The organism is Methanocaldococcus vulcanius M7 (assembly GCF_000024625.1).
Lineage (GTDB): Archaea > AGJL01 > Methanococci > Methanococcales > Methanocaldococcaceae > Methanocaldococcus > Methanocaldococcus vulcanius.
The window spans coordinates 631,565-652,096 of record NC_013407.1; the positions used below are offsets into that span (position 1 = coordinate 631,565).

General features: G+C 31.4%; 17 protein-coding genes and 1 pseudogene. 6 read left to right on the forward strand and 12 right to left on the reverse strand.

Translation table 11 applies throughout. The annotated features are described in order from the left end of the window. Positions 1-2: 2 nt before the first annotated feature. Together METVU_RS03290 and METVU_RS03295 are read right to left on the reverse strand one after the other, a co-directional pair. Positions 3-461: a UPF0179 family protein gene (locus tag METVU_RS03290; protein WP_015732751.1), complete on the reverse strand. Its 459-nt coding sequence runs from the start codon at positions 459-461 to the stop codon at positions 3-5. 82 nt (positions 462-543) lie between these two features. After that, positions 544-1,899 (reverse strand): P-loop domain-containing protein, encoded by a 1,356-nt coding sequence (locus METVU_RS03295; protein ID WP_015732752.1) that lies wholly within the window; start codon positions 1,897-1,899, stop codon positions 544-546. A gap of 693 nt (positions 1,900-2,592) precedes the next feature. Here METVU_RS03295 and METVU_RS03300 point away from each other — a divergent pair. Beyond that, on the forward strand, positions 2,593-3,960 hold the full coding sequence (locus tag METVU_RS03300; RefSeq protein WP_015732753.1) for an HD domain-containing protein: 1,368 nt from the start codon (positions 2,593-2,595) through the stop codon (positions 3,958-3,960). Here METVU_RS03300 and METVU_RS03305 read toward each other — a convergent pair. The 10 genes and pseudogenes from METVU_RS03305 to METVU_RS03350 form a co-directional block, all read right to left on the reverse strand. After that, the gene (locus METVU_RS03305; protein ID WP_015732754.1) at positions 3,938-5,053 is read right to left on the reverse strand and encodes a glycoside hydrolase family 5 protein; all 1,116 of its coding nucleotides are present in this window, start codon (positions 5,051-5,053) and stop codon (positions 3,938-3,940) included. The two genes, METVU_RS03300 and METVU_RS03305, sit on opposite strands and share 23 nt — an antisense overlap. Positions 5,054-5,372: 319 nt before the next feature. Further along, positions 5,373-6,425, reverse strand: coding sequence for a bis-aminopropyl spermidine synthase family protein (locus METVU_RS03310; protein WP_015732755.1), 1,053 nt, complete (start codon positions 6,423-6,425; stop codon positions 5,373-5,375). Between the two features lie 4 nt (positions 6,426-6,429). Further along, on the reverse strand, positions 6,430-6,933 hold the full coding sequence (locus METVU_RS03315) for a 6-carboxytetrahydropterin synthase (protein ID WP_048197011.1): 504 nt from the start codon (positions 6,931-6,933) through the stop codon (positions 6,430-6,432). Between the two features lie 231 nt (positions 6,934-7,164). Continuing rightward, positions 7,165-7,656 (reverse strand): homoaconitase small subunit, encoded by a 492-nt coding sequence (gene hacB / locus METVU_RS03320; RefSeq protein WP_015732757.1) that lies wholly within the window; start codon positions 7,654-7,656, stop codon positions 7,165-7,167. 248 nt (positions 7,657-7,904) lie between these two features. Next, positions 7,905-8,939 (reverse strand): annotated as a pseudogene (locus METVU_RS03325) (branched-chain amino acid ABC transporter permease). Positions 8,940-9,010: 71 nt separating this feature from the next. After that, the gene (locus tag METVU_RS03330; protein ID WP_015732758.1) at positions 9,011-9,922 is read right to left on the reverse strand and encodes a branched-chain amino acid ABC transporter permease; all 912 of its coding nucleotides are present in this window, start codon (positions 9,920-9,922) and stop codon (positions 9,011-9,013) included. A gap of 109 nt (positions 9,923-10,031) precedes the next feature. Further along, positions 10,032-10,745: a branched-chain amino acid ABC transporter ATP-binding protein gene (locus METVU_RS03335; protein WP_015732759.1), complete on the reverse strand. Its 714-nt coding sequence runs from the start codon at positions 10,743-10,745 to the stop codon at positions 10,032-10,034. Between the two features lie 104 nt (positions 10,746-10,849). Beyond that, complete coding sequence (locus METVU_RS03340; RefSeq protein ID WP_015732760.1) at positions 10,850-11,611, reverse strand: ABC transporter ATP-binding protein; 762 nt, start codon at positions 11,609-11,611, stop codon at positions 10,850-10,852. 97 nt (positions 11,612-11,708) lie between these two features. Then, entirely contained in the window at positions 11,709-13,007 is a 1,299-nt protein-coding gene (locus tag METVU_RS03345) for an ABC transporter substrate-binding protein (protein ID WP_015732761.1), read from the reverse strand. A 185-nt stretch (positions 13,008-13,192) separates the two neighbouring features. Continuing rightward, positions 13,193-14,413, reverse strand: coding sequence for an ABC transporter substrate-binding protein (locus tag METVU_RS03350; protein ID WP_015732762.1), 1,221 nt, complete (start codon positions 14,411-14,413; stop codon positions 13,193-13,195). A 271-nt stretch (positions 14,414-14,684) separates the two neighbouring features. Here METVU_RS03350 and METVU_RS03355 point away from each other — a divergent pair, with 271 nt between their 5' ends. The 5 genes from METVU_RS03355 to METVU_RS03375 all read left to right on the forward strand — a co-directional run bounded on the left by METVU_RS03355 (position 14,685) and on the right by METVU_RS03375 (position 19,879). Further along, positions 14,685-15,107: a nucleoside-diphosphate kinase gene (locus tag METVU_RS03355; RefSeq protein ID WP_015732763.1), complete on the forward strand. Its 423-nt coding sequence runs from the start codon at positions 14,685-14,687 to the stop codon at positions 15,105-15,107. A gap of 260 nt (positions 15,108-15,367) precedes the next feature. Next, positions 15,368-17,569: a phosphoribosylformylglycinamidine synthase subunit PurL gene (gene purL / locus METVU_RS03360; protein WP_015732764.1), complete on the forward strand. Its 2,202-nt coding sequence runs from the start codon at positions 15,368-15,370 to the stop codon at positions 17,567-17,569. Between the two features lie 38 nt (positions 17,570-17,607). Beyond that, entirely contained in the window at positions 17,608-18,336 is a 729-nt protein-coding gene (locus tag METVU_RS03365; protein ID WP_015732765.1) for a hypothetical protein, read from the forward strand. A 325-nt stretch (positions 18,337-18,661) separates the two neighbouring features. After that, the gene (locus METVU_RS03370; protein WP_015732766.1) at positions 18,662-19,387 is read left to right on the forward strand and encodes a hypothetical protein; all 726 of its coding nucleotides are present in this window, start codon (positions 18,662-18,664) and stop codon (positions 19,385-19,387) included. A gap of 54 nt (positions 19,388-19,441) precedes the next feature. Next, positions 19,442-19,879: a hypothetical protein gene (locus tag METVU_RS03375; RefSeq protein ID WP_015732767.1), complete on the forward strand. Its 438-nt coding sequence runs from the start codon at positions 19,442-19,444 to the stop codon at positions 19,877-19,879. The last annotated feature ends 653 nt before the right edge of the window (positions 19,880-20,532 follow it).

The following is a 20,532-nucleotide window of genomic DNA, read 5'->3' on the forward strand; positions in this document are numbered from 1 at the left end:
TATTATTGCTCGTTTTCTACTATCTCTACTATTGCTTTTTTTAAGGATTTTCCTTTTGGACAGTTTATTTTTTCATTAATAACTTGCTTTATTTTGTATTTTTCTCCATCCTTTATTCCTTTTGGATTACAAAACGTATAGTATTCGCATTCAAAATTATCGCAGTTTATTGGGTGATGATTTAACACAACCCCTTCAAGTGCTTTTTTTGTGTCGATCATTATTGTTATATCTGATAAAACTACTTCAACCACTTTTACTCCACCTTCGTGAACTGGGCATGGGTGGTTTGCTGATCTTACTGAGATGATCTTGTATTTTCTTCCGATCTCTAAATTTCCGTGGCATAGTCGTTTAAATTTGCAGTTTTCACATTCCTCTATTTCTCCCAGGTAATAAAATTCTCCTCCAGTTTTTGCAAGTTTACTACCAATGAGTGTGATTTTGGTTTCTTTGCTCATATTATCCCTAATTTTGTTATTATTTTTAATATTGTTTTTAATTTAGTTTAATTTAGTAAGATTTTTATTTTGGTTTGATTTTTTATTTTCTTTTATCGTTTTTAACTTTTATAAATTTGGAAGCCAACTCCAAATAATATCTTCCCAATTCTTCCCTAAAATAGTCCAAATCCAAATATTTGGCTTTGTGGTCTTCTAAGTATATTGCTCTATCTCCTAAGGCAGTTAATAGGTCTAATGAACTTGTGACTATGATAAAAGCACTTTCTCCTAATTTTTCTCTGTCTTCCATAATGATCTCTGCTAAGGATTTAACACCTTCAAACCACTTACTTAAAACTCCGCTAACTAATAAATTAACTGCTGAATTGTCTTCATCTATTAAAATTAGTTTGGTTTTGTTTGTTATTGCCCTTTGAATTTGATATGCCATATACATTGAGCCCGATGCAGTTCCATAGACCGCTTTAGGAGAACCTTTAATTCCAGGAGGTAGTTTTTGAAAGAATAAACTTATATCTTGCCCGCTCATTTCCATACTTCCAGTTGATGCTTTTGATAAGCTTTTTGTAGTTATTATGAATTCTCTTCCGTCTCCTATTAAATGATCGTCTCTTCCGCTATCTATCGCTTGTAGTAGTGTTGTCTTTCCTTGTGCATTTCTTCCAGTGATTATAAATATCTCTTTTCGTTTTATTCCAAGTCCTTCTACTTTTTTTCCAAATTTTAGCTCTACTTTTATTGGTTCGAGTTCTTTTGGACATTCAAATGGTATGTTAACTTCTTTAGGTCCTGCTATTCTGTAATGTCTCCTAACTTCTGTGTATTTTCTTGCTGGTTTTGAATTATTTGCAATAAAACAAACTAAATTGAGGTCATCTAATTTATCTCTTAAATATTTCTGGTTTATTATATTTTTAGCTTCTTCTATTAGTATGTCTATTTCTATTTTTTTAATAAATGCGTTTAGATCATTGCAGAGTTCATTAATTTTACTAACGATCTCTGAGGGTTCTTTTTCTTTAAATATCATTCTAAGCATTAGGTATATTTTATCCTCTTTTATGTAGTTGTATTTATCTACTTTCCAAAGATCGTATCCTATATTTAAGTCGCAGTTTACTACGGTTAGGGGCTCATATAATGCTTTATATATTCTACCAAAGTATCCTGCTAATGGGAGGAATCGTTTCTTTTTTATCATTTCTTTTTTTATTTCTTCAATAACTCTTTGTGTAGCTCCTTCTATTCCATCACTATACTCTTTAAGTTTTAAAAACTTTTCATTTTGGAAGAAAAAAGGTAAAACTACTTTTATATTACCATCTGGCTGTTTTACAGCGTAGTATACCTTGTTTTTGTTGCTTTTAGTCAGTAGGGCTGTGTTTAAAAATTTGTTCTTGTTTTGTAGTATTTTTATTATCTCATCGATTAACATGGGTTATCCCTTCGCGTATTTATGGGCATTTATACACAATCTTTTGTAAATTTAAATTTTTATGAATTTTAGTTGAATGGATTGTTTATAACTTAATATTTGTGGGTAGTTAATAATAATTAATAATTATAGGAGGTTAATAAACTAACGAAATCCTATTTAAAAAATTTAAAAAATAAAATAGAAATTCTAATATATTTTATGCAAATTAAAATTTATATGAGGATAGGAAAATAGAATCTCAGCGTAAGGAAATAAAAATGCCCCTCAGCCAGTGCCGATTTCTTCATCCCGATAAGGTCAGTGGGGGTAACTTTCATCATTAGGGCGTTTTTAAGTTTTTAAAATTTTGAAATGATTTTTTATTTGATCATTATTCTATCATTTTATTTTTTTTATTTTTTACTATATTTGTTTTTCTTTATTACCTTTATCTTTTATTTACTCCCAACCATAAATTTAAATTTTTTGAAATGGAGTTTTTATTAAATTTTGAAGGGGCAAGGTATAAATATATTTTAACCATAACTGTTCAGCGAAGGTTTCTTTAATTTAATTTTTTTTAAATTTTCTGAAAAAACAAAATAAAAATAAAAATAAGAAAGAAAAACGCAATTCATTATAATAACATAGTTAAATTAATGAATAACATCAATAAACAATATTAAAAACAACTAATATAGGTCGGAGACGATGAAGGTGATCAGGGATTCTATTCATAAGGATATATATTTAGAAGATTACGAGTTGGAAGTTATAGATAGTAGTGAAATTCAGAGATTAAGAAACATAAAACAGACGGGTTTAACGTATTTAGTTTACCCCTCTGCAAATCATACAAGATTTGAGCATTCGTTGGGGACTATGTTTATCTCCTCTAAAATAGCAGAGAAGATAAATGCAGACAAAAAACTCGCAAGAATATCTGCTCTACTTCACGATATTGGACACCCACCTTTTTCCCATACCTTGGAGATCTTTGGATATGATCATGAATATTTTGGAAAAAGAAAGATAAAAAAGATGGATCTTGTTAATTTTTCAAGTAGTGAGGTAATTAAAACATTAAATAAAAAAAACTTAGAAGGGAAAATAATATCTGGGGATGTTGATGCGGATAGGATGGATTATCTGTTGAGAGATAGTTATCATACCGGAACTGCCTATGGAATGATCGACTTGCCAAGGATTTTAAGGGGGTTAACAACTTTTAAAAGTTTTAATAAGGTTAAGATTGGGGTGTTAAAGAAGGGAATTCAGGCAATTGAGTCATTATTGGTGGCAAGGCATCAGATGTATTCAGCCGTTTACATGCATCCTACGGTTAGGATTGCAGATACGATGATGAAAAGAGCCGTTATGAAAGAAATTTTAGAAAAAAATCTTAATGTTGAAGATTTATCCCTTATGGATGATATTTCCCTTGTTTCTTTTCTTAGAATGTCAGAAAATTACTTAATGGAGAAAATAGATAGGAGAGATCTTTATAAGAATCTTATAACCTATGGGTATTCTGACTTAACTCCTGTAGAGAGGTGGATCTTTGCTAACTTGGATGAGAATCAAGTTTTGCAATTGGAGGAAAAATTTTATAATCATTTTGGTTGTGATGTGTTTTTAGATATTTGCTCAATTCCAAAAATGGAGGAGCATAATGTTTATATTGTTTCTAAGGAGGAAATTAGAAGATTGGATGAGGTTTCTCCAATAGCCAGAAGTTTGAAAATGGCAGAGATCCAACTATGGAATATTGCTCTCTATGCTCCAAGGGAGAATATAAAACATTTAAAAGAAAATGACGATGTTAAAAAGAAGATACATAAAATCTTAAAAGAAATTGACTTTGAAATTAAAAGTAAATTGGTAGATATTTTAAGAGAGTATAAGAGTATTATTGGAAAAGGAAAATTTTTAGAAATTGCAAGAGAAAGAGGAATATCTCCAAAAGAGTTTTACGAAGAATTGCACAAGTTAATATTTTGTGGATTGATAAAAGAAAGGTTCAATGGACGGAAATATATTTATTCCCTCTCTAATTCTATAAACTCTCATTATCTATAAAAATTGTATCGTTTCCTTTTTCAAGTATGATGTTTAAAAGCACTTCCCTGCTTTTAATCCAAGATAGGTTTTCTATATTGAAAAATCCGCTGTCTGCGTTAATATCATATGGAATTCCTACCTTTTTTAAGGACTGCACCATAAATTTTGAAAATTTAATGTCCTCATCTATCGATGATTGAATCTCCTTATCTTTTTTAGAGATCCAGTATGGTCTCCAAGCCCCCACCCATGTTGGGATTCTGGTTTTGTTAGACCAGTTTAATGCTAATTCTATTGATTCATTTATGTATGTTGCATTATACGTGCCATGTTTTGGTCCTCCAGCATAGATGTGCCACTCTGCAAGAATATACCCATCATTAGATACGTTTAAATATTTTAAATAAGATGGTTTAGAAACATGAGCAGGAGTTATTATAATAATTCTCTTGGGATCTATTTTTCTTATTTCAGATATTGTTCTGTTATAAACTTTGTTTAATACTTCTGGATGATCTTTTATTTTTCCACTGGATTCTATTAGAAGATCATAAGATAGCAAGTAAGAACTACCTTTAAAACACTCTGCTACTGTTTTCCACCACATTACAAAGTGATCTTGGGCCTCTATGCTTGTTGGATTATTCCTAAGTTCTGGGGCGGTGTATGTTATTATCGGAATAAGGCCTACTTTAAGACAGTCGTTAACGATCTCTTTTAGCTGAGTTAGAGCGGTTTTATTTGAAATGACATCTTGACTTACTCTAATCCTAACGTTGGAAAAGCCCTCTTCTTTAAAATATTCTGGAACAGAAACTCCTTTTGAACGCCAGTAGAAATAATATCTATGCACTCTTGGAAATGACATCCAGTCAACATCAATTCCCACGCCGAGGATCTTTTGGTATGTCTTGGCTGAGATGGAAACTTTATCTTTTGTGTTATTGACTGCGTTTATTGTCTCATTTTTGTTATTTTCATTATTATTTGTTTTATTTGGCATTATAGGTTTGAGTTTATGAGTGTATGCTTCACTGTACTTATGATACGCTAAACCAACTCCAAAAGTCAATAACAACAAAAATATAAAGATATATACAACTTTTTTCATTTTTATACCTCCTTTTTTGAATCGTTTGGAGAGATAATTACCCTAATTAAGATCTTACTCTCTGATGTTTTTAAATTTTTTTAAAGTTCTTTTTATCGAATGTTGAAAGATTTCGAAGTAAAATTTAATAAATAAATAAAAAATAGACAAAATAATGGAAAAAGAAGTAGAATAAATCTAAATCAAAATAAAATAATTGCAAAAAACGGAATAACTAAAAACAAATAAAAAATATAAATATAAAAAAGATAAAAGATGAAAAATAGAAAATAAAAAAAGAAATTAAATTAAAATAAATTAATAAAAAATAGTAGATGTTTTATGTTGTAGAGCTCTCAGCATCGTTGTATAGTTCATCTCCAATCTCTACCTCTTCTTCGAAACCTCTACTATCTTTAAGTGTTTCTATTCTGAACATGTATGATTTATACCAAATATCCTCTGGTTTTTTCTTTATTGGAGAAAGATCCCATGCTCTTGTTTCTTCTTCATAGCCCCAATTTACGTAATGATTAAAGTTTCTTATTATATCGGTTATAACAACATTAAACTCATTTATTAAAGTTCTTTGAATTTCTCTCCATTTGTCTAATGAACTCTCTCTCCTTGTGATTCCAAAGTAGCCAGCCCTTCTCTCTCCTTTTAATGCAGAAATCCCTCTACCAATAAATGTTTTTATCGCATATACGGTTTCTGGAGGATCTGTTATAAATGTGTCAAATGCCTTGCTGTATTTATCCGGAAGTGGTTTTCTTAAATCTAATGTTATAACCTCTATATTTTCATAGTTTAGTTGTTTAGCAACGTCTTTTATAAAAGAGATTAATCTATCGTCAATATCCACAACAACAATCTTTTTAGGAAGTTTTGAAAGCATCAAAGCAATACTTGTTAGATCATCGTCTCCTAAAACGAGAACATCTTTATTGAATAGATCTCCTCTTGAGTTCATTAGAGCAATTCTTGAGATTGTGCACTCAGCCGTTACAAACCCCTGATCATATTCGTGTTTTGGCATTGGTCTATTTTTAACGATCTCTTTAAATTTTTCAAGTATATCTTGATAATTTTTTAAAGAAACACCTCTGCCCTCACAGCATTCACAGATACTTTCTTCTCTTTTTCCAATTCCATATTCCTTTACAAGTTTATTTCCTTTTTCAGTTAATTTTATTCCCTCATCGATACTTACAATACCTTCTTCTTCCAACACTCTAATTATATCGGAAACGAGAGGTAGGGGCTCTTCACTGAGATCTACGATTTTCCAAAAATCTTCACTTGTTAATATTGAAGATAATACATTTTCAATTGATTTTTCATAAACTGGAATTTCTGATCTCGCCTTAACTTTTTCTAAAATATTTTCCATCATCTCACCTCTCTTCTGTATATTCTTTTAAATATTTCCTATAACAAGCACCTTGCCCTATTCCTTCGTTGATAGAGACCTCTATCCAGATAATATTTGAAAAACCGAGGTTTTTTAATTTTTTTGAAATTTCATTGGTAAAATACTTAGCCAAGTCCTCAGCAGTTGTGGATGGGATAGGCAAAAGGATAACATCCTCAACAGGAATAGTGTATTCTTTATACTTATATTTAAAGTATAAGGTTTTATCTTTTAATTCGTAGTAAACTTTTTCGTGATTTTTTGGAAGGATGAGTTTGTGGTCTAATTTTTCACAGATCTCTTTTACAACCGTTTTAATGGTTTTAAAATCGCACACGAAATTAAACTCTCCGCATCTTTCTCCAAATATTCTAACGTCTACATAATATGAGTGTCCGTGTATTACTCCACAACTTGGATGTCCAAAGACAATATGGGCTGAAGAAAATCTCAACCCTGCATGAAGCCCGTTTAATTCTAACATCATCATATTTTCACCGTTGTAATTTCCGAGATTTAACTTGAAGAAGGATTAAATCTTATGATTTTATACTAAATTTATTATGGCTGATGTTTATATTTACATATTGGAGTTATGATAACTATAATAATGACATTATTAATCCCGCTATCGATCATGAAATTTATACCCCAGAGATTTTTTATATGGGAAATAAAGCATAGGGGGAGTTAAATCATTTCTTTTAATGTTTTTTGATTATTTAATTTTATTTTTTGATTTTTTTAAGTAATTTATCAACCCTTCAGCTTTTAGTATTTCTTTTTCTATACCTTTCGGAGTTTTACATTTTATTGTTTTGTTTTTATTTAAGATCTTGATTTCTTCATTATCTAAGTCGATTTCAACTATATCATTGTCTTCTAATTCGTCTGTATTTGCGATTATTGGAAATAGTCCAATGTTTATCGCATTTCTATAAAATATCCTTGCAAAACTTTTTGCTATAACTGCTTTAATGCCACAATACTTTATTGCTATAACCGCCTGTTCTCTACTTGAACCACAACCAAAGTTTTCCCCCGCAACAATGACATCTCCCTCTTTAACCTTTTTTGAAAACTCTTTATCAATTCCATACATACAATATCTCGCTAATTCATAAGGATCAGTTGTTCTTAAATAAGGTCCTGGGATTATTGCATCAGTATCAACATCATCCCCAAACTTATGAACTCTTCCTCTAATCATACTTTCACCTCGATTTAAAAAAGATTAAATGATTTTATAATAAAAAGGTTTATTATAAAAAAGTTGTTTTGAAGTTTTTTGGAAATATTAATTATGACTAAAACAGAATATACAAAATATTCTTTCGATATGTTTTATTGTATATTTAAAGTGTATTACTCATACTCTATTTTATATTTTAATTTTTATATTTTAATGTGTTGACCTTCAAAATTTCAGTCCTTGAACAAATAAAAGGAGTGGGGGAATTATTGTTTAATTTCTGCAATTTTCTTTTTCATTGGAGGAGTTAGTATTGGTTTCTCTGGAATCAATCCAGATGGTTTGTAGTATAGGATGAGGAGCATCAATACTCCAAAGAGCATATAGGACAACCATACGGGCTCGAATGGAATATTTAGGGCATATTTTATATTATACTTGTAAATATCTAATAACACTTTAATAATAACATAGCATAAAACCCCTAACGCTACTCCTTTGTTATTCCCCTTTCCTCCAAGTAGAACCATTAGAAAAGGAAAGAATGTCCAGTCCACTCTTGTGAATGCATTTGCAATAATATTAACTGTATATAAAGAGTAGAGGACACCTGCTATTGCACCTATTGCGGATCCGATTGCCATTGTTTTTATTCTCAACATCATTATGTTTCTTCCAAATGCCCTTACAGTATTTTCATTTTCTCTCATTGCCCTTAAAACCCTTCCGAATGGAGTATTTAACAACCTTTCAAAGAATAGGAATACCAAAAACGCAATTATTAAAACGATCCCTGCAAATACCTAGCCCCTATACTCTCCAGATACAAATGCTAAAATATCGGGGGTTGAGATACCATAATAACCACCAATTATATTCAAGTTGTATGTGCAGATTAAAAATACTGCCTCACTTATTGCGAGTAGTGTTATACCCAAATAATCCTCTTTCAATTTGGCACTTGGGAGAATAAATATCGCTCCAACAATAAGCCCAAGTATTGATGCTAAGATAATGGCTAAGATAAGTATTCCTATCCCTACAATCGGATGGGAAGCGATTATAGTGTTTATTGCTGATGTTGCATACGTGCTTCCTGTGATAAAATCTCCACTTGTTTTAAAATATAACATTAAAAGTCGATCCAATATTCCTCCTACAGCGATCGCTCCTACTAAAACAGAGAGGGCTTTACCAAAGTTTGGAATTCCTGCATATCCAAATTCCATATTTAAAGATAATGAGACAATATAGTAAAGCCCAAACCATAGAAGAATCATTGAGATGATGTCGAAACTCATAATTTTCACCTCTTTTTGTTGAATTTAGTTTTTATATTATATTCATTAATAATTATCGATATTGATTATAACTACTGGGAGAGTAATCTTTTTCTTACTTTTTTCCAATCTACACCGGTAATTCCATATGGAGCAATTAATAAGGTTGCAATCATTATTATTAGCGAAACAACTTTTCCATAAACTAAGAATCCAGCTCCGAATGCCATTGCTAAATAATATGTTATCAAGCTCTCGGATATTCCAATTATGTAGCCCCCTATTAAAGCTCCACTTATATGTCTAAGCCCTCCAACTATACTCGCAGCAAATATTGAGATTATGATAAGGTCTCCTGTGGCTGGAACTATTTCTTGCATAAAAGGCAATAGTCCTCCTGCAACTCCCGCTAATGCTCCTGATAGTATCCAAGAGAATAATCTTGTTTTTTCTACATCAATTCCCATGGTTTGAGCCAGTGAAGGATTTTCCATCGATGCCCTTAATGCAATACCAAACTTTGTTTTGTAGAGGAGGAGATACAGTCCAAAAAGTAAGAGAATAACAACTAACGTTGACACAAATAGTATTCCTCTAAATCCAAAAATTGAAAAATCCAAATTAGCAAAGACAAATTTTGCCTGTGTAGATCCAACAATTTGACTTAGAACTTCGGAGTATGCCCCAATAACTCCAAGTAATATTAAATCAATAGCCAAAGTTGCAATCATCAACATCTCAACAGATGCATTTCTTTTTATAAGAGGTTTTAAAGCTAAGTAGGTTAGTAAACCAACAATTGCTCCAACAATAAATAAAACAGGTAGAGATAAGTATGGACATATTCCAAACAATTTTAATAGTGTTAATGCCACATAACTTCCAACTATCGCATAACTTCCCTGAGCAAAGTTTGGGACATTTGTGGTTATATATGTTAGAGTTAAACCAAGTGCCAATAAAACCAAAAGGTTAGAATATATAATCGCTCCTTCTATGATCATGCTTCTCACCCTACAAAATCAATTTTTGATAAAAATTGCCAAACTGATAGTAATCGATTAAATATAGTTAATATTATATTACTTTACAGACCAATCTGAATTTTAAATTTTAAAGGGCAGTTATTCCTAACGAATATTCCTTAAACTTCTCATGATTTAAGAGTTCCTCAGCCGTTCCTTCAAATGCCACTTTTCCGCTAACAAACATATACCCATTGTCGCTGATCTCTAATGCTCTCTTTGCATTCTGTTCAACAAGTAAGATTGTAAGGCCAAACTCATCCCTCATTTCAACGATTTTTCCAAATATCACTTCTGCAAGTTTTGGAGAAAGTTGTGCAGTTGGTTCATCTAACATCAAAACCTCAGCATCTCTTACCAATGCCATTCCCATTGCTAAAAATTGTCTTTGCCCTCCACTCAACGTTCCTGCTTTTCTTTTTAGAATGTCTTTAAGCTCGGGAAATACATTTAAAGCAATTTCTATTCTCTCTCTGACTTTATCCTTATCTAAAACATATCCAGCAATTTTTAGATTTTCCTCAACGGTTAGATCTGCAAAAACATTATTTGTTTGTGGCAAATAAGCAATTTTCATTCTTGCCTTTTGATGTGGTGGAACATAAGCGATATTTTTATTATTGAAAATTATCTCTCCAGAGTATATGTTAGTTAATCCAAATAGTGTTTTTAGAAACGTTGATTTTCCACTTCCATTCGGACCGACAACAGTTGTTATTTTACCCTTTTCCACTTTTGCGTTCACATCAAACAATATTTGCAGTTTTCCATACCCTGCGTTTAAATTTTTTATTTTTATCATAAACCATCACCAGCCCATAATCGTTTAATGTGTTCAAAATTTATTAAAAGTAGAATTTGCGAATAGTTAAGAAATTTTAAAATTTATCAGCACTCAAAAACTCGCTAATCTCCAATGTAGATCTCAACAACCTTAGGATCTGAGAGGACTTTTTTGATCTCCTCTTCTCCTCTACCTTCTGCAATGATCTGCCCGTTAAACATAACGTATAAATGATCTATATATTTTAAAACAATATCTAACCTATGCTCAACAATTAAAAATGTTATCCCTCTTGCTTTTAATTCAAGAACATGATTAAATATATCGTGGGCTAAACCCGGGGCAACCCCTGCTATTGGCTCATCCATAACGATCATTTTAGGATTGGTCATTAAAGCCCTCCCAATCTCAACAAGTTTCATCTGACCTCCACTTAACTCCCCTGCTTTTCTATCATAGAGATGAGATAATTTCAAAAACTTCAATATCTTGAAGGCCTTCTCTACCATTTCCTCCTCTTTTGGAATCCATTTTTTATAAAATAAAGCAGTCGTTGGCTTTTCTCCTGGATTTATATCTCCTATTAAGAGGTTTTCCAACACAGTCATCTCTTTTAAAGGTTGGGGCGTTTGAAAAGTTCTAACTAATCCATAATGATAGAGTTCCTCTGGCTCTTTGTTTGTTATATCTTTATTTGCAAAGTAAACCTTTCCCTCGTCCGCCTTTAAAAATCCAGTGATTACATTGATCAGTGTTGACTTACCGCTTCCATTTGGCCCTATAATCAAAGTTATATCCCCTTCATTTACACTTATTGAAACCCCATCTAACGCCTTAAATTCCCCAAAATATTTTACAATATTATCTGTTCTCAAAATCTCCATCTTATCCCTCAAAAAAATGATAAATATTAAAAATATGATTAAACAAAAAACCAATTTAAAAGTTTTAAAAAGAGTTATTTAAAGTTTTGGGATTAGGTTATTTCAGCCACTTTATCTGCCCTGTTTTATAGTCCCAGATTCCAACTAACTTCCATCCATCCTTCGTTACTGCGTGAATTCCATAGTTTCCACTTGCCCTATCGTTCCACTCGTTTAAGTATATATCTCCGGTAACGGGTTTAACTCCGAATTGTCCTTCTGAGTATTTGACAGTGTTTTCTTTTATTAGTTTTGATAAGAGATCTGCGTTGTATTTTCCTCCTGTCTCATTCAACATCTGAGCGTAGGAAATAGCTCCAACCCAGATGGAATCGTAAGCAATTAAAGCGTATTGTCTTGGTCTTTTACCATATCCCATTTTTTCGTATTCCTCTGCCAATTTTTTTGCTTCATCACTTACTCCATAGAACTCAGTTGAATATAGCCCAACTTTTTCTGCCTTGTCTTTTGCTTCACTAACGACCTTCTCACTATCTACAATTCCATCAGATCCAAACCATTTGACATTTAATAATGGAGAATTATCGCTTATTTGAGATAACAAGGTTGCAATTTCATCAAATCCGATTGCTAAAACTGCGGTTGTTTTTGGATCTTTTCCAGATATTTTATTTTCAAGCATCTGTATGTATGGGCTCCAATCTGATGGCTCTGGTGTACTTGGATATTCAACTTCTCCTATTACAGTTATTCCCTCTTTTTTCAGATTTTGGACTGCTGCGGTTTCTAAACCTCTACCCCATGCATCTCCTCTGTATATAACAACCACATTCTTTATTCCCATGTCCTTTATCTCTCCAGCAATTGCTTTTGCTTGGAAGTTGTCTGTTGGAACGAATCTAAATACGTATTTTTTCTGTTCTGGACTTGTGAATCCAAGCATCTGAGGAGGAGCTGTTGAACTTGGAGAGATTATGATCATTCCATTGGAGTTAATATAGTCCTTTATGTTTTTAACTTCTGCACTTGATGTAGGGCCAATAATTAAGTTTATACCCATTGCGTTGAAAGATTGAACTTTCTGTAAGCAGATTGAAGGATTGCTTTGGGTATCTTCAATATAAACTTTAATTGAGTAAGGAATTCCTTTTTCTTTAAAGTAGTTGTTTATATCATTCTGAGCCACTTTTAGGGTGTTTGCAATATCTGTTCCGTCAGATGACAGAGGTCCAGAGAGATCTGTTAAAACTCCAACTTTTATTACATTTTCATTTTGGGTAGGTTCGCTTGTTGTTGTAGTTGAAGTGTTCGTTGTGCCTGATTTTTCAGTACAGCCGGCTAAAAAGATTGATGATACCAAAAGTAGTGAGAGCAAAATTATCCATGTCTTTTTCACGTTCTCACCCCTACTAATGGAGGAAAGTATTTTCCGACCATATTATATTTTTATTATATATTAAAAGTTTTCGCTTAATTATGGAATTAATTTTTTAAATCAACAAATGTATTATATTAATATTAAATGCATGGATGTAAAATTTAAAATTAAATCGAAAAATTAAATTTTTAAATTATGGAACTTTATTCTTTCCACGTGATGTTTCCGGTTCTTGAATCCCAGATTCCAACTAACTTCCATCCATCTTTTGTTACGGCGAAGATTCCATAGTTCCCGCTTGCTCTATCGTTCCACTCGTTCAGTTTTATATAACCAGTAACGGGTTTAACTCCGAATTGTCCTTCTGAATATTTAACAGTGTTTTCTTTTATCAGTTTTGATAAGAGATCTGCGTTGTATTTTCCTCCCGTCTCATTCAACATCTGAGCATAGGAAATAGCTCCAACCCAAAATGCATCATACACGTTTAAAGCATATTGATCTGGCTCTCCATAGCCCCTCTTTTTAAATTCTTCTTTTAACTTTTCAGCTTCGCTTGTTTCTGACTGGAACATTGTTGAATATAGCTTAACTTTCTCTGCTTTATCTTTTGCTTCTTCAATAACCTTCTTACTATTTGCTGTTCCATCACACCCAATCCAGATATGATTTAACAGTGGAGAGTTGTCATCCATTTGAGATAACAAAGTTGCAACTTCCTCATAACCAATAAATATTATTCCAGTGTCATTTCCTTTTCCAGTGATTTTATTTGTGGCTGTTTGAATTATTGGACTCCAATCCCCGATATTAGGATCGTATGGGATTTCAGCAACAACATCTATACCATTTTTCTTTAACTTCTCTATTGTTGCTTTTTCTAAACCATCTCCCCATGCATCGTCCCTATATATTACAACCACATTTCTTAAACCGAGTTGTTTAGCCAAGTCCCCAATAGCATTTCCTTGGAAGTTGTCTGTTGGAACGAATCTAAATACGTATTTTTTCTGTTCTGGACTTGTGAATCCAAGCATTTGAGGAGGAGCTGTTGAACTTGGAGAGATTATAACAAGTTTGTTTGAGTTTACAAATCCCTTGATGTTTTTAACTTCTCCGCTTGCCATAGGGCCCAAAAAGAAGTTTATCCCTTGAGCGTGGAGTGCTTGGACTTTTTGAAGACAAATATTTGGATCTGCCTTTGTATCTTCAACATAAAGTTCAACTTTATAAGGAATTCCCTTCTCTTTGAAGTAGTTGTTTATATTTTCTTCGGCAATTTCACATATGTGCTTTTCATTATTTCCATAAGTTGCTAAACTACCTGAGAGATCAACGAGTAATCCCACTTTAATCGTATTGTTTGACTCCTGACTTTGCGTGCAACCGGCTAAAAAGATTGCTGAAACCAGAATCGCCCCCAACAGAAGGGCTACTGTTTTTTTAATGGTATCACCTCAAAAAATTGTAGCAATTCACTTTTTATGAAATAAATAATATTTAAGATTTTCGAGATGATTTTATTTTAATTATCTATTATCGTTTTTAATACCTCATTGACGAAAATATTAAAAACGAAATCTAAAAAACTTTATTAATACAAAATTAAATATTAAATATATAATGTAGATATTGTAAAATTGATAATAAAAATATAAAAATTTAAAAAAATTGATAATAATCCAACGTGAGAAAATGAAAGAAAGAACCTTCGTAGCTTTAAAGCCAGATGCCGTAAAAAGAAAATTAGTGGGGAAACTTATTGAAAGATTCGAAAATAAAGGTTTTGAGATTATTGCAATGAAAATGGTAAAATTAAATAGGGAAATGGCAGAGAAATACTATGAAGAGCATAAAGGAAAGGATTTTTTTGAAAATTTAGTAAAATTCATGACTTCTGGAAGGATCGTCGCTATGGTGGTGGAGGGGGAGAACGCAATAACTGCTGTAAGAAAAATGATTGGAAAAACAAACCCTATCGAAGCGGAACCCGGAACTATAAGAGGAGATTTTGCTACAAAAACTCCTGAAAATGTTATTCATGCATCCGACTCAAAAGAAAGTGCCGAAAGAGAAATAAAGTTGTTCTTTAAAGAAGAGGAGATATTTAGCGAATAATTTATTTGATATTTTAAATATTTATTTGATTGTCATTTTTATCTTTTATTTTTCTATTTTTCATCATGTTTTTTTATTTCTTTTATATATAGTGAGAATATCAAAGCATATACAAAAAATTTAACTCAATTTTAAATGTAGGTAAATAAATTCATGCTACCAAAAAATTTATATTAACTCAATACTCTTTTTAATTTTAACTTAAAACTTAAATTTTAATTTTAATTTAACCTAATTTAAAAATCTGATAAGGTGTAATTATGGACGAGAACGATATAAAATATATAGAAAATACCTTAGGAAGAAAATTAAACGATATAGAGTTAGCAATGTTTGAAAACTTATGGAGTGAGCATTGTGCTTACAGAACATCAAAAAAACTCTTAAGAATGTTTGCTAAAACAGTAAATGAAAAAACATCAAAAAACATAGTTGTTGGAATTGGAGATGATGCTGCCATAATTAGGTTAAAAGACGATATTTGCTTAGCAATAGCCATGGAAAGCCACAACCACCCTTCATATATAGATCCCTACAACGGAGCAGCCACAGGAGTTGGAGGGATCGTTAGAGATGTCTTGTCAATGGGAGCTAAGCCAATTGCATTATTAGATCCTCTAAGATTTGGAGACATATTTGGAAAAGAAGGAGATAAAGTTAGATGGTTAATTGATGGGGTTGTGAGAGGAATTGGGGACTATGGAAATAGGATTGGAGTTCCAACGGTTGGAGGAGAATGTGAGTTTGATAGTTCTTTTGATTATAACAACTTGGTTAATGTTGTATGTGTCGGTTTAGTTAAGGAGAATGAAATAATAACAGGTAAGGCAAAAGAGCCAGGTCTATCTTTAATATTGGTTGGATCAACAGGAAGGGATGGAATAGGCGGAGCTTCATTTGCATCAAAAGACCTAACTGAGGAAAGTGAGGAAGATAGACCAAGTGTCCAAGTTGGAGATGCATTCTCTGAAAAATGTTTAATTGACGCTGTTTTAGAGGCAGTAAAAACAGGTAAAGTTAAGGCAATGAAGGATTTGGGAGCTGCAGGACTTTCGGGGGCTTCATCTGAGATGTGTTATGGAGGAGGAGTTGGTTGTGAGCTTTACTTAGAAAATGTAATATTGAGAGAGCCACTAACTCCATATGAGATAATGATTTCTGAAAGTCAGGAGAGAATGTTATTGGCTGTTGAACCGGGAAGTGAAGAAGAGATAATTGAGATATTTAAAAAATATGAGTTGCCTGCCTCAGTTATTGGTAAAACAATTAAAGAGAAAAAGATTATTGCAAAATATAACGAAGAGGAGGTCGTTAATTTACCACTTGACTTATTATGTGAAGCTCCTTTATATGATAGAGAAGCAAAAGAGGACTTAAAAGAAAAAGAAGATGATAAAGAAAAAATAAAAATGCCAGAGGACTTAAATGCAGTATTACTAAAACTCTTAGAAAGCCCAAATATTTGCTCAAAAGAATGGATTTATCAGCAGTATGATCACGAAGTCCAAATAAGAACTATCATAAAACCAGGAAAAGATGCAGCTGTTTTAAGGATACTTGAAACATATCCTACCGGTATTGCCTTAACAACCGATTGTAATTCGAGATATTGTAAATTAAACCCTTATGTAGGGGCTTTAAATGCTGTTGCTGAGGCAGTGCGAAATTTGGCAACAGTCGGAGCTGAACCAATGGCTATGCTCGATAACTTAAACTTTGGAAATCCTGAGAGGGCAGAGAGATTTTGGCAGTTGGCAGAGTGTATAAAGGGCTTAGCAGATGCCGCTGAATTTTTCGAGATTCCAGTTGTTGGAGGAAATGTAAGTTTATACAATGAAACAGTTATTGAAGGAAAGGAATTTCCAATAAACCCAACTCCTGCGATATTTGTATTAGGTAAGGTCGAGGATGTTGAAAAAGTTCCTGGAGTTTTAGGTAATAAAATTAAAGATGGAGATGTATTAATAATTACAAATGAAACAAGAGATGAGATGGGTGGAAGCGAATACTATAAAGTTATACACAATACCGAAGAGGGAATAGTTCCAAGAGTTGATTTAGAGAAGGAGAAAAAGATCTATAAAGAAATTAGAGAGATCATAAAAGAGGGATTGGTTAGTGAAGCGGTGGATTGCTCAAGAGGAGGTTTGGCAATAGCTTTGGCTAAAATGGCAGTTTTAAACAATATTGGCTTAGATGTGGATTTAACTTCATATAATAAAAATAATTTAAGAGATGATGTCTTATTGTTTTCAGAAACCTCTGGAAGAATAATTTTGGCAGTTAGAGAGGAGAATAAAGATAAAGTGTTAAATAAGTTAAGCTCTGCTCACGTAATTGGAAAAGTAGGTGGAAATAGGTTAAAAATAAAAGTTAATGGGAGAGGTATTATTGATTTAGATGTTAATACCATGAAAAAAAGATATTATGAGGCGTTTCCAAAGATGATGGGAGAACTTTAAATTTCTCTAATTTTTAATTTTTTAAATTTGGTGATAACATGAATTTTGAGGATGAAAATGACTTATTTAAGAAAGCACTGGAAGAGAAAGAGAAAGGAAATTATGATGATGCCATTTATTATTTAGATTGGGCGTCTCTTATAGCTTTTGCTAAAGGGAATCTACGAAAGATTAAAGAAATCGAGGAAATACTTTCTGAATTGGAAGGAAAAACTGATTATTTAAGTTTATATGCCAGTTTTTTTATTAAAATAACCAATTTGATGATTAAAAAAGAAAAACTCTCAGATAATATAATTGATGAATTTTTTGAAATGGTAGTGGAAGGTATTGAAGAAACAAAGCCGGAAATTAAATTTGCAATAATGTCTCTAAAAAGAATAGTTAATTACATGGAGTCGATGAATCAAACAGCTCCTGACTGGGTTTATGAATGGATTAAAGATAGAGAGGAGATGATTAAAGAAATAGAGAAATTTAACCCAGAAAAAGATAAGGTTTTAATCCAATCTAAGGATTTTAAAAAAGGTTTTGTTATGGGAACTTTTGTGGGAGGAGAGTTGGACAAATCAAAAATGAAAATTGTTAAAAGAGCTAAAATGGAGTTTGGAATCATAGAGGTTGATGGGGCAGTTATAGAAATTCCTTTAATGGCAATGAACTTTACTGGGGGAGTTTTTACAGCTAAGGGAGTAAAAAATGAAGAACATTTAAAAAAGATAATAAAAACTATTGAAGATTTGATGATAGATGTCTATTTCTATTAAAAAAATACCGTTATTTGGTTATATTTTGTTAATTTAATTCATAACAACTTAATTGATTATTTATTTTTAATTTTTTAAACTCTTTACTATTTTATCTTATTGAGAACTTTAATATCTCTCTTTTTATACTTTACTAAGTTGTTTATGGATGTTGCAAAAAAAAAACACTACTTAGTAAGGTTTAAATATTAAAAAGTTAAGATAAAACTATCAAAGGATTGATAAATATAACTTTACAAAGGTAAAGTAAAAAATAGCTGGCGATGATGCCTCAGTATAGAGGCGGAGCCAAATAAAGCCCAACTACCAAATAAAGAGGGGTATTATGAAACTATGGAGCAAAGGAATATTTAAAATTTTTGCCTTAGTGGCTATGCTATGCGTTGTAGGGAGCGTTTTTGCTACATCAACAAGTTTGTCAGAGAATATATCTAAAATACCGAATAATAAAAAAATTCCTTTACGAGGAGGAGCAGGTTTAGGGACGATTATGGATTCCACACTTTCAGGAAGTGGAGTAATTTCCTGTAAAACAATAGATATTGGAAAATACCTTTCAAAAATATCTAACGATAATATTATATTAAAATATAGATGGATTAGATTATATAAAGTTAAACATAACGGTGAAGGAAACTTAAATGTTTATGTGTATAAAGTGCCATGGGGAAACTATGATATAATAACCATTTTCCCAAAAGATATGACAGTATATCCTGAAAAAGCCACGGGTGCAAAATATATAGGATCATGGAATTATTATACTGGCAATTCAGTTCAAAGCTATCACTTCTGTAAAGATAGATGGTTTGTTTGGTCAGTTCATTTAAAAGTGCCACTAAAATTCAACGCAGGTTATGGAAAACATGGAATATTAATTCTTGGAGGAAGTAGTTCTGTAATGGATAAGATTATTGGCTATTCAGGAATAGAGACTTTATTTAAAAAAGCCGTAGAGCGTTTTGCTATAAGTAGTAATGAAATTGGCATAATATTTGTAGCGATTTCTACAGGAGCAAATGTCGATATTATTGGATTTAATGAAGTATAATTCTTTTTAATTTTAACATTATTCTTTTTTAATATTATTTTGGTGGTGAAATCTATGTTAAATGAAATAAAACAACACTTAAAATGCATAAAATCAACTTTAAAATTTATTGGAAGCACCATTTCATTTATTGGAGTTATATATTACGCCTGTGGTTATGGTTCTTCTTATTTTTCTAAGGGAGTTTATTCCATACTGTATGAAGCTGTTGGTATATTAATTGGATGGTTTATACTATTTTTGCTTATAAGTATTGGAACTTATTTTAAAAATAAAGAAAGAAAAAAAGAGGTTGTAAATTCTTTAATAATAGCGTGGTTGTTCGTAATGATCCCAATTGTTGTCATGTCATTATCTACCGCTCTTTTAGTAATTGGTGATTATCTAATTGGAAAAAGTAATCCACTACTTGTGTTTTTCATAAAAATAACTGCCATATTTTTGATATTATTATCATATACAACAGTATTGTGTATAAATTTTAAAAAATGATTTTAGATTTAAAATGGTGGTAATATGAATAATCACATAATAAAATATATATTAATTGGATGGTTGATTACCTTTTTATTTTACTTACCACGACTTTTAGCTTTATTATTTTTCTGGCAGGGTTCATTTAATCCCTATTGGATTATCTTAATTATATTATTGATGAGTTTTGTAAAATCTATTGTGTATTTTGGGATTATTGCTTTATTTTTGTTATTATTTAAAAAATTGCTTAAGTTAGACATAAAAAATATTTATAAAAAGATAGTAATATCGTTTATACCATTGAGCATCGTAGGACTAACTATCTTTATCATAAGAATAATAAATTATTCATTTATCCCTCAAATAACACCATATAGAATGGTTTTTGAGCAACTATTTATTTTGTTCGGATTAATTTATTGCTATTATTTATTGGGAAAAAATATCAATACAGACGTTAAAAATTTTAAAATATCTTACTTATTATGTGGAGTTTTATTTATTATAATGTGGATTATTTTCCCATTTCCATTTTAGATAATTCTTAGCATAATAATTTATCTTCTATTTACATTTGTGAATTCTTTAGGATTCTTCTATTTAAGATTAATGGGAAAATTTAAACTACTTAATTATTGTCAAGAGTTAAAAATTCAATATTTGGTGAT

What these genes read in the sequence shown, in the direction of transcription:
- METVU_RS03335 (WP_015732759.1), bottom strand. Translation starts at nt 10,745, where the DNA reads ATGATAAAAATAAAAAATTTAAACGCAGGGTATGGAAAACTGCAAATA.
- METVU_RS03315 (WP_048197011.1), bottom strand. Translation starts at nt 6,933, where the DNA reads ATGATGTTAGAATTAAACGGGCTTCATGCAGGGTTGAGATTTTCTTCA.
- METVU_RS03295 (WP_015732752.1), bottom strand. Translation starts at nt 1,899, where the DNA reads ATGTTAATCGATGAGATAATAAAAATACTACAAAACAAGAACAAATTT.
- METVU_RS03305 (WP_015732754.1), bottom strand. Translation starts at nt 5,053, where the DNA reads ATGAAAAAAGTTGTATATATCTTTATATTTTTGTTGTTATTGACTTTT.
- purL (WP_015732764.1), top strand. Translation starts at nt 15,368, where the DNA reads ATGGACGAGAACGATATAAAATATATAGAAAATACCTTAGGAAGAAAA.
- METVU_RS03300 (WP_015732753.1), top strand. Translation starts at nt 2,593, where the DNA reads ATGAAGGTGATCAGGGATTCTATTCATAAGGATATATATTTAGAAGAT.
- METVU_RS03310 (WP_015732755.1), bottom strand. Translation starts at nt 6,425, where the DNA reads ATGGAAAATATTTTAGAAAAAGTTAAGGCGAGATCAGAAATTCCAGTT.
- METVU_RS03375 (WP_015732767.1), top strand. Translation starts at nt 19,442, where the DNA reads ATGTTAAATGAAATAAAACAACACTTAAAATGCATAAAATCAACTTTA.
- hacB (WP_015732757.1), bottom strand. Translation starts at nt 7,656, where the DNA reads ATGATTAGAGGAAGAGTTCATAAGTTTGGGGATGATGTTGATACTGAT.
- METVU_RS03370 (WP_015732766.1), top strand. Translation starts at nt 18,662, where the DNA reads ATGAAACTATGGAGCAAAGGAATATTTAAAATTTTTGCCTTAGTGGCT.
- METVU_RS03330 (WP_015732758.1), bottom strand. Translation starts at nt 9,922, where the DNA reads ATGATCATAGAAGGAGCGATTATATATTCTAACCTTTTGGTTTTATTG.
- METVU_RS03340 (WP_015732760.1), bottom strand. Translation starts at nt 11,611, where the DNA reads ATGGAGATTTTGAGAACAGATAATATTGTAAAATATTTTGGGGAATTT.
- METVU_RS03355 (WP_015732763.1), top strand. Translation starts at nt 14,685, where the DNA reads ATGAAAGAAAGAACCTTCGTAGCTTTAAAGCCAGATGCCGTAAAAAGA.
- METVU_RS03290 (WP_015732751.1), bottom strand. Translation starts at nt 461, where the DNA reads ATGAGCAAAGAAACCAAAATCACACTCATTGGTAGTAAACTTGCAAAA.
- METVU_RS03365 (WP_015732765.1), top strand. Translation starts at nt 17,608, where the DNA reads ATGAATTTTGAGGATGAAAATGACTTATTTAAGAAAGCACTGGAAGAG.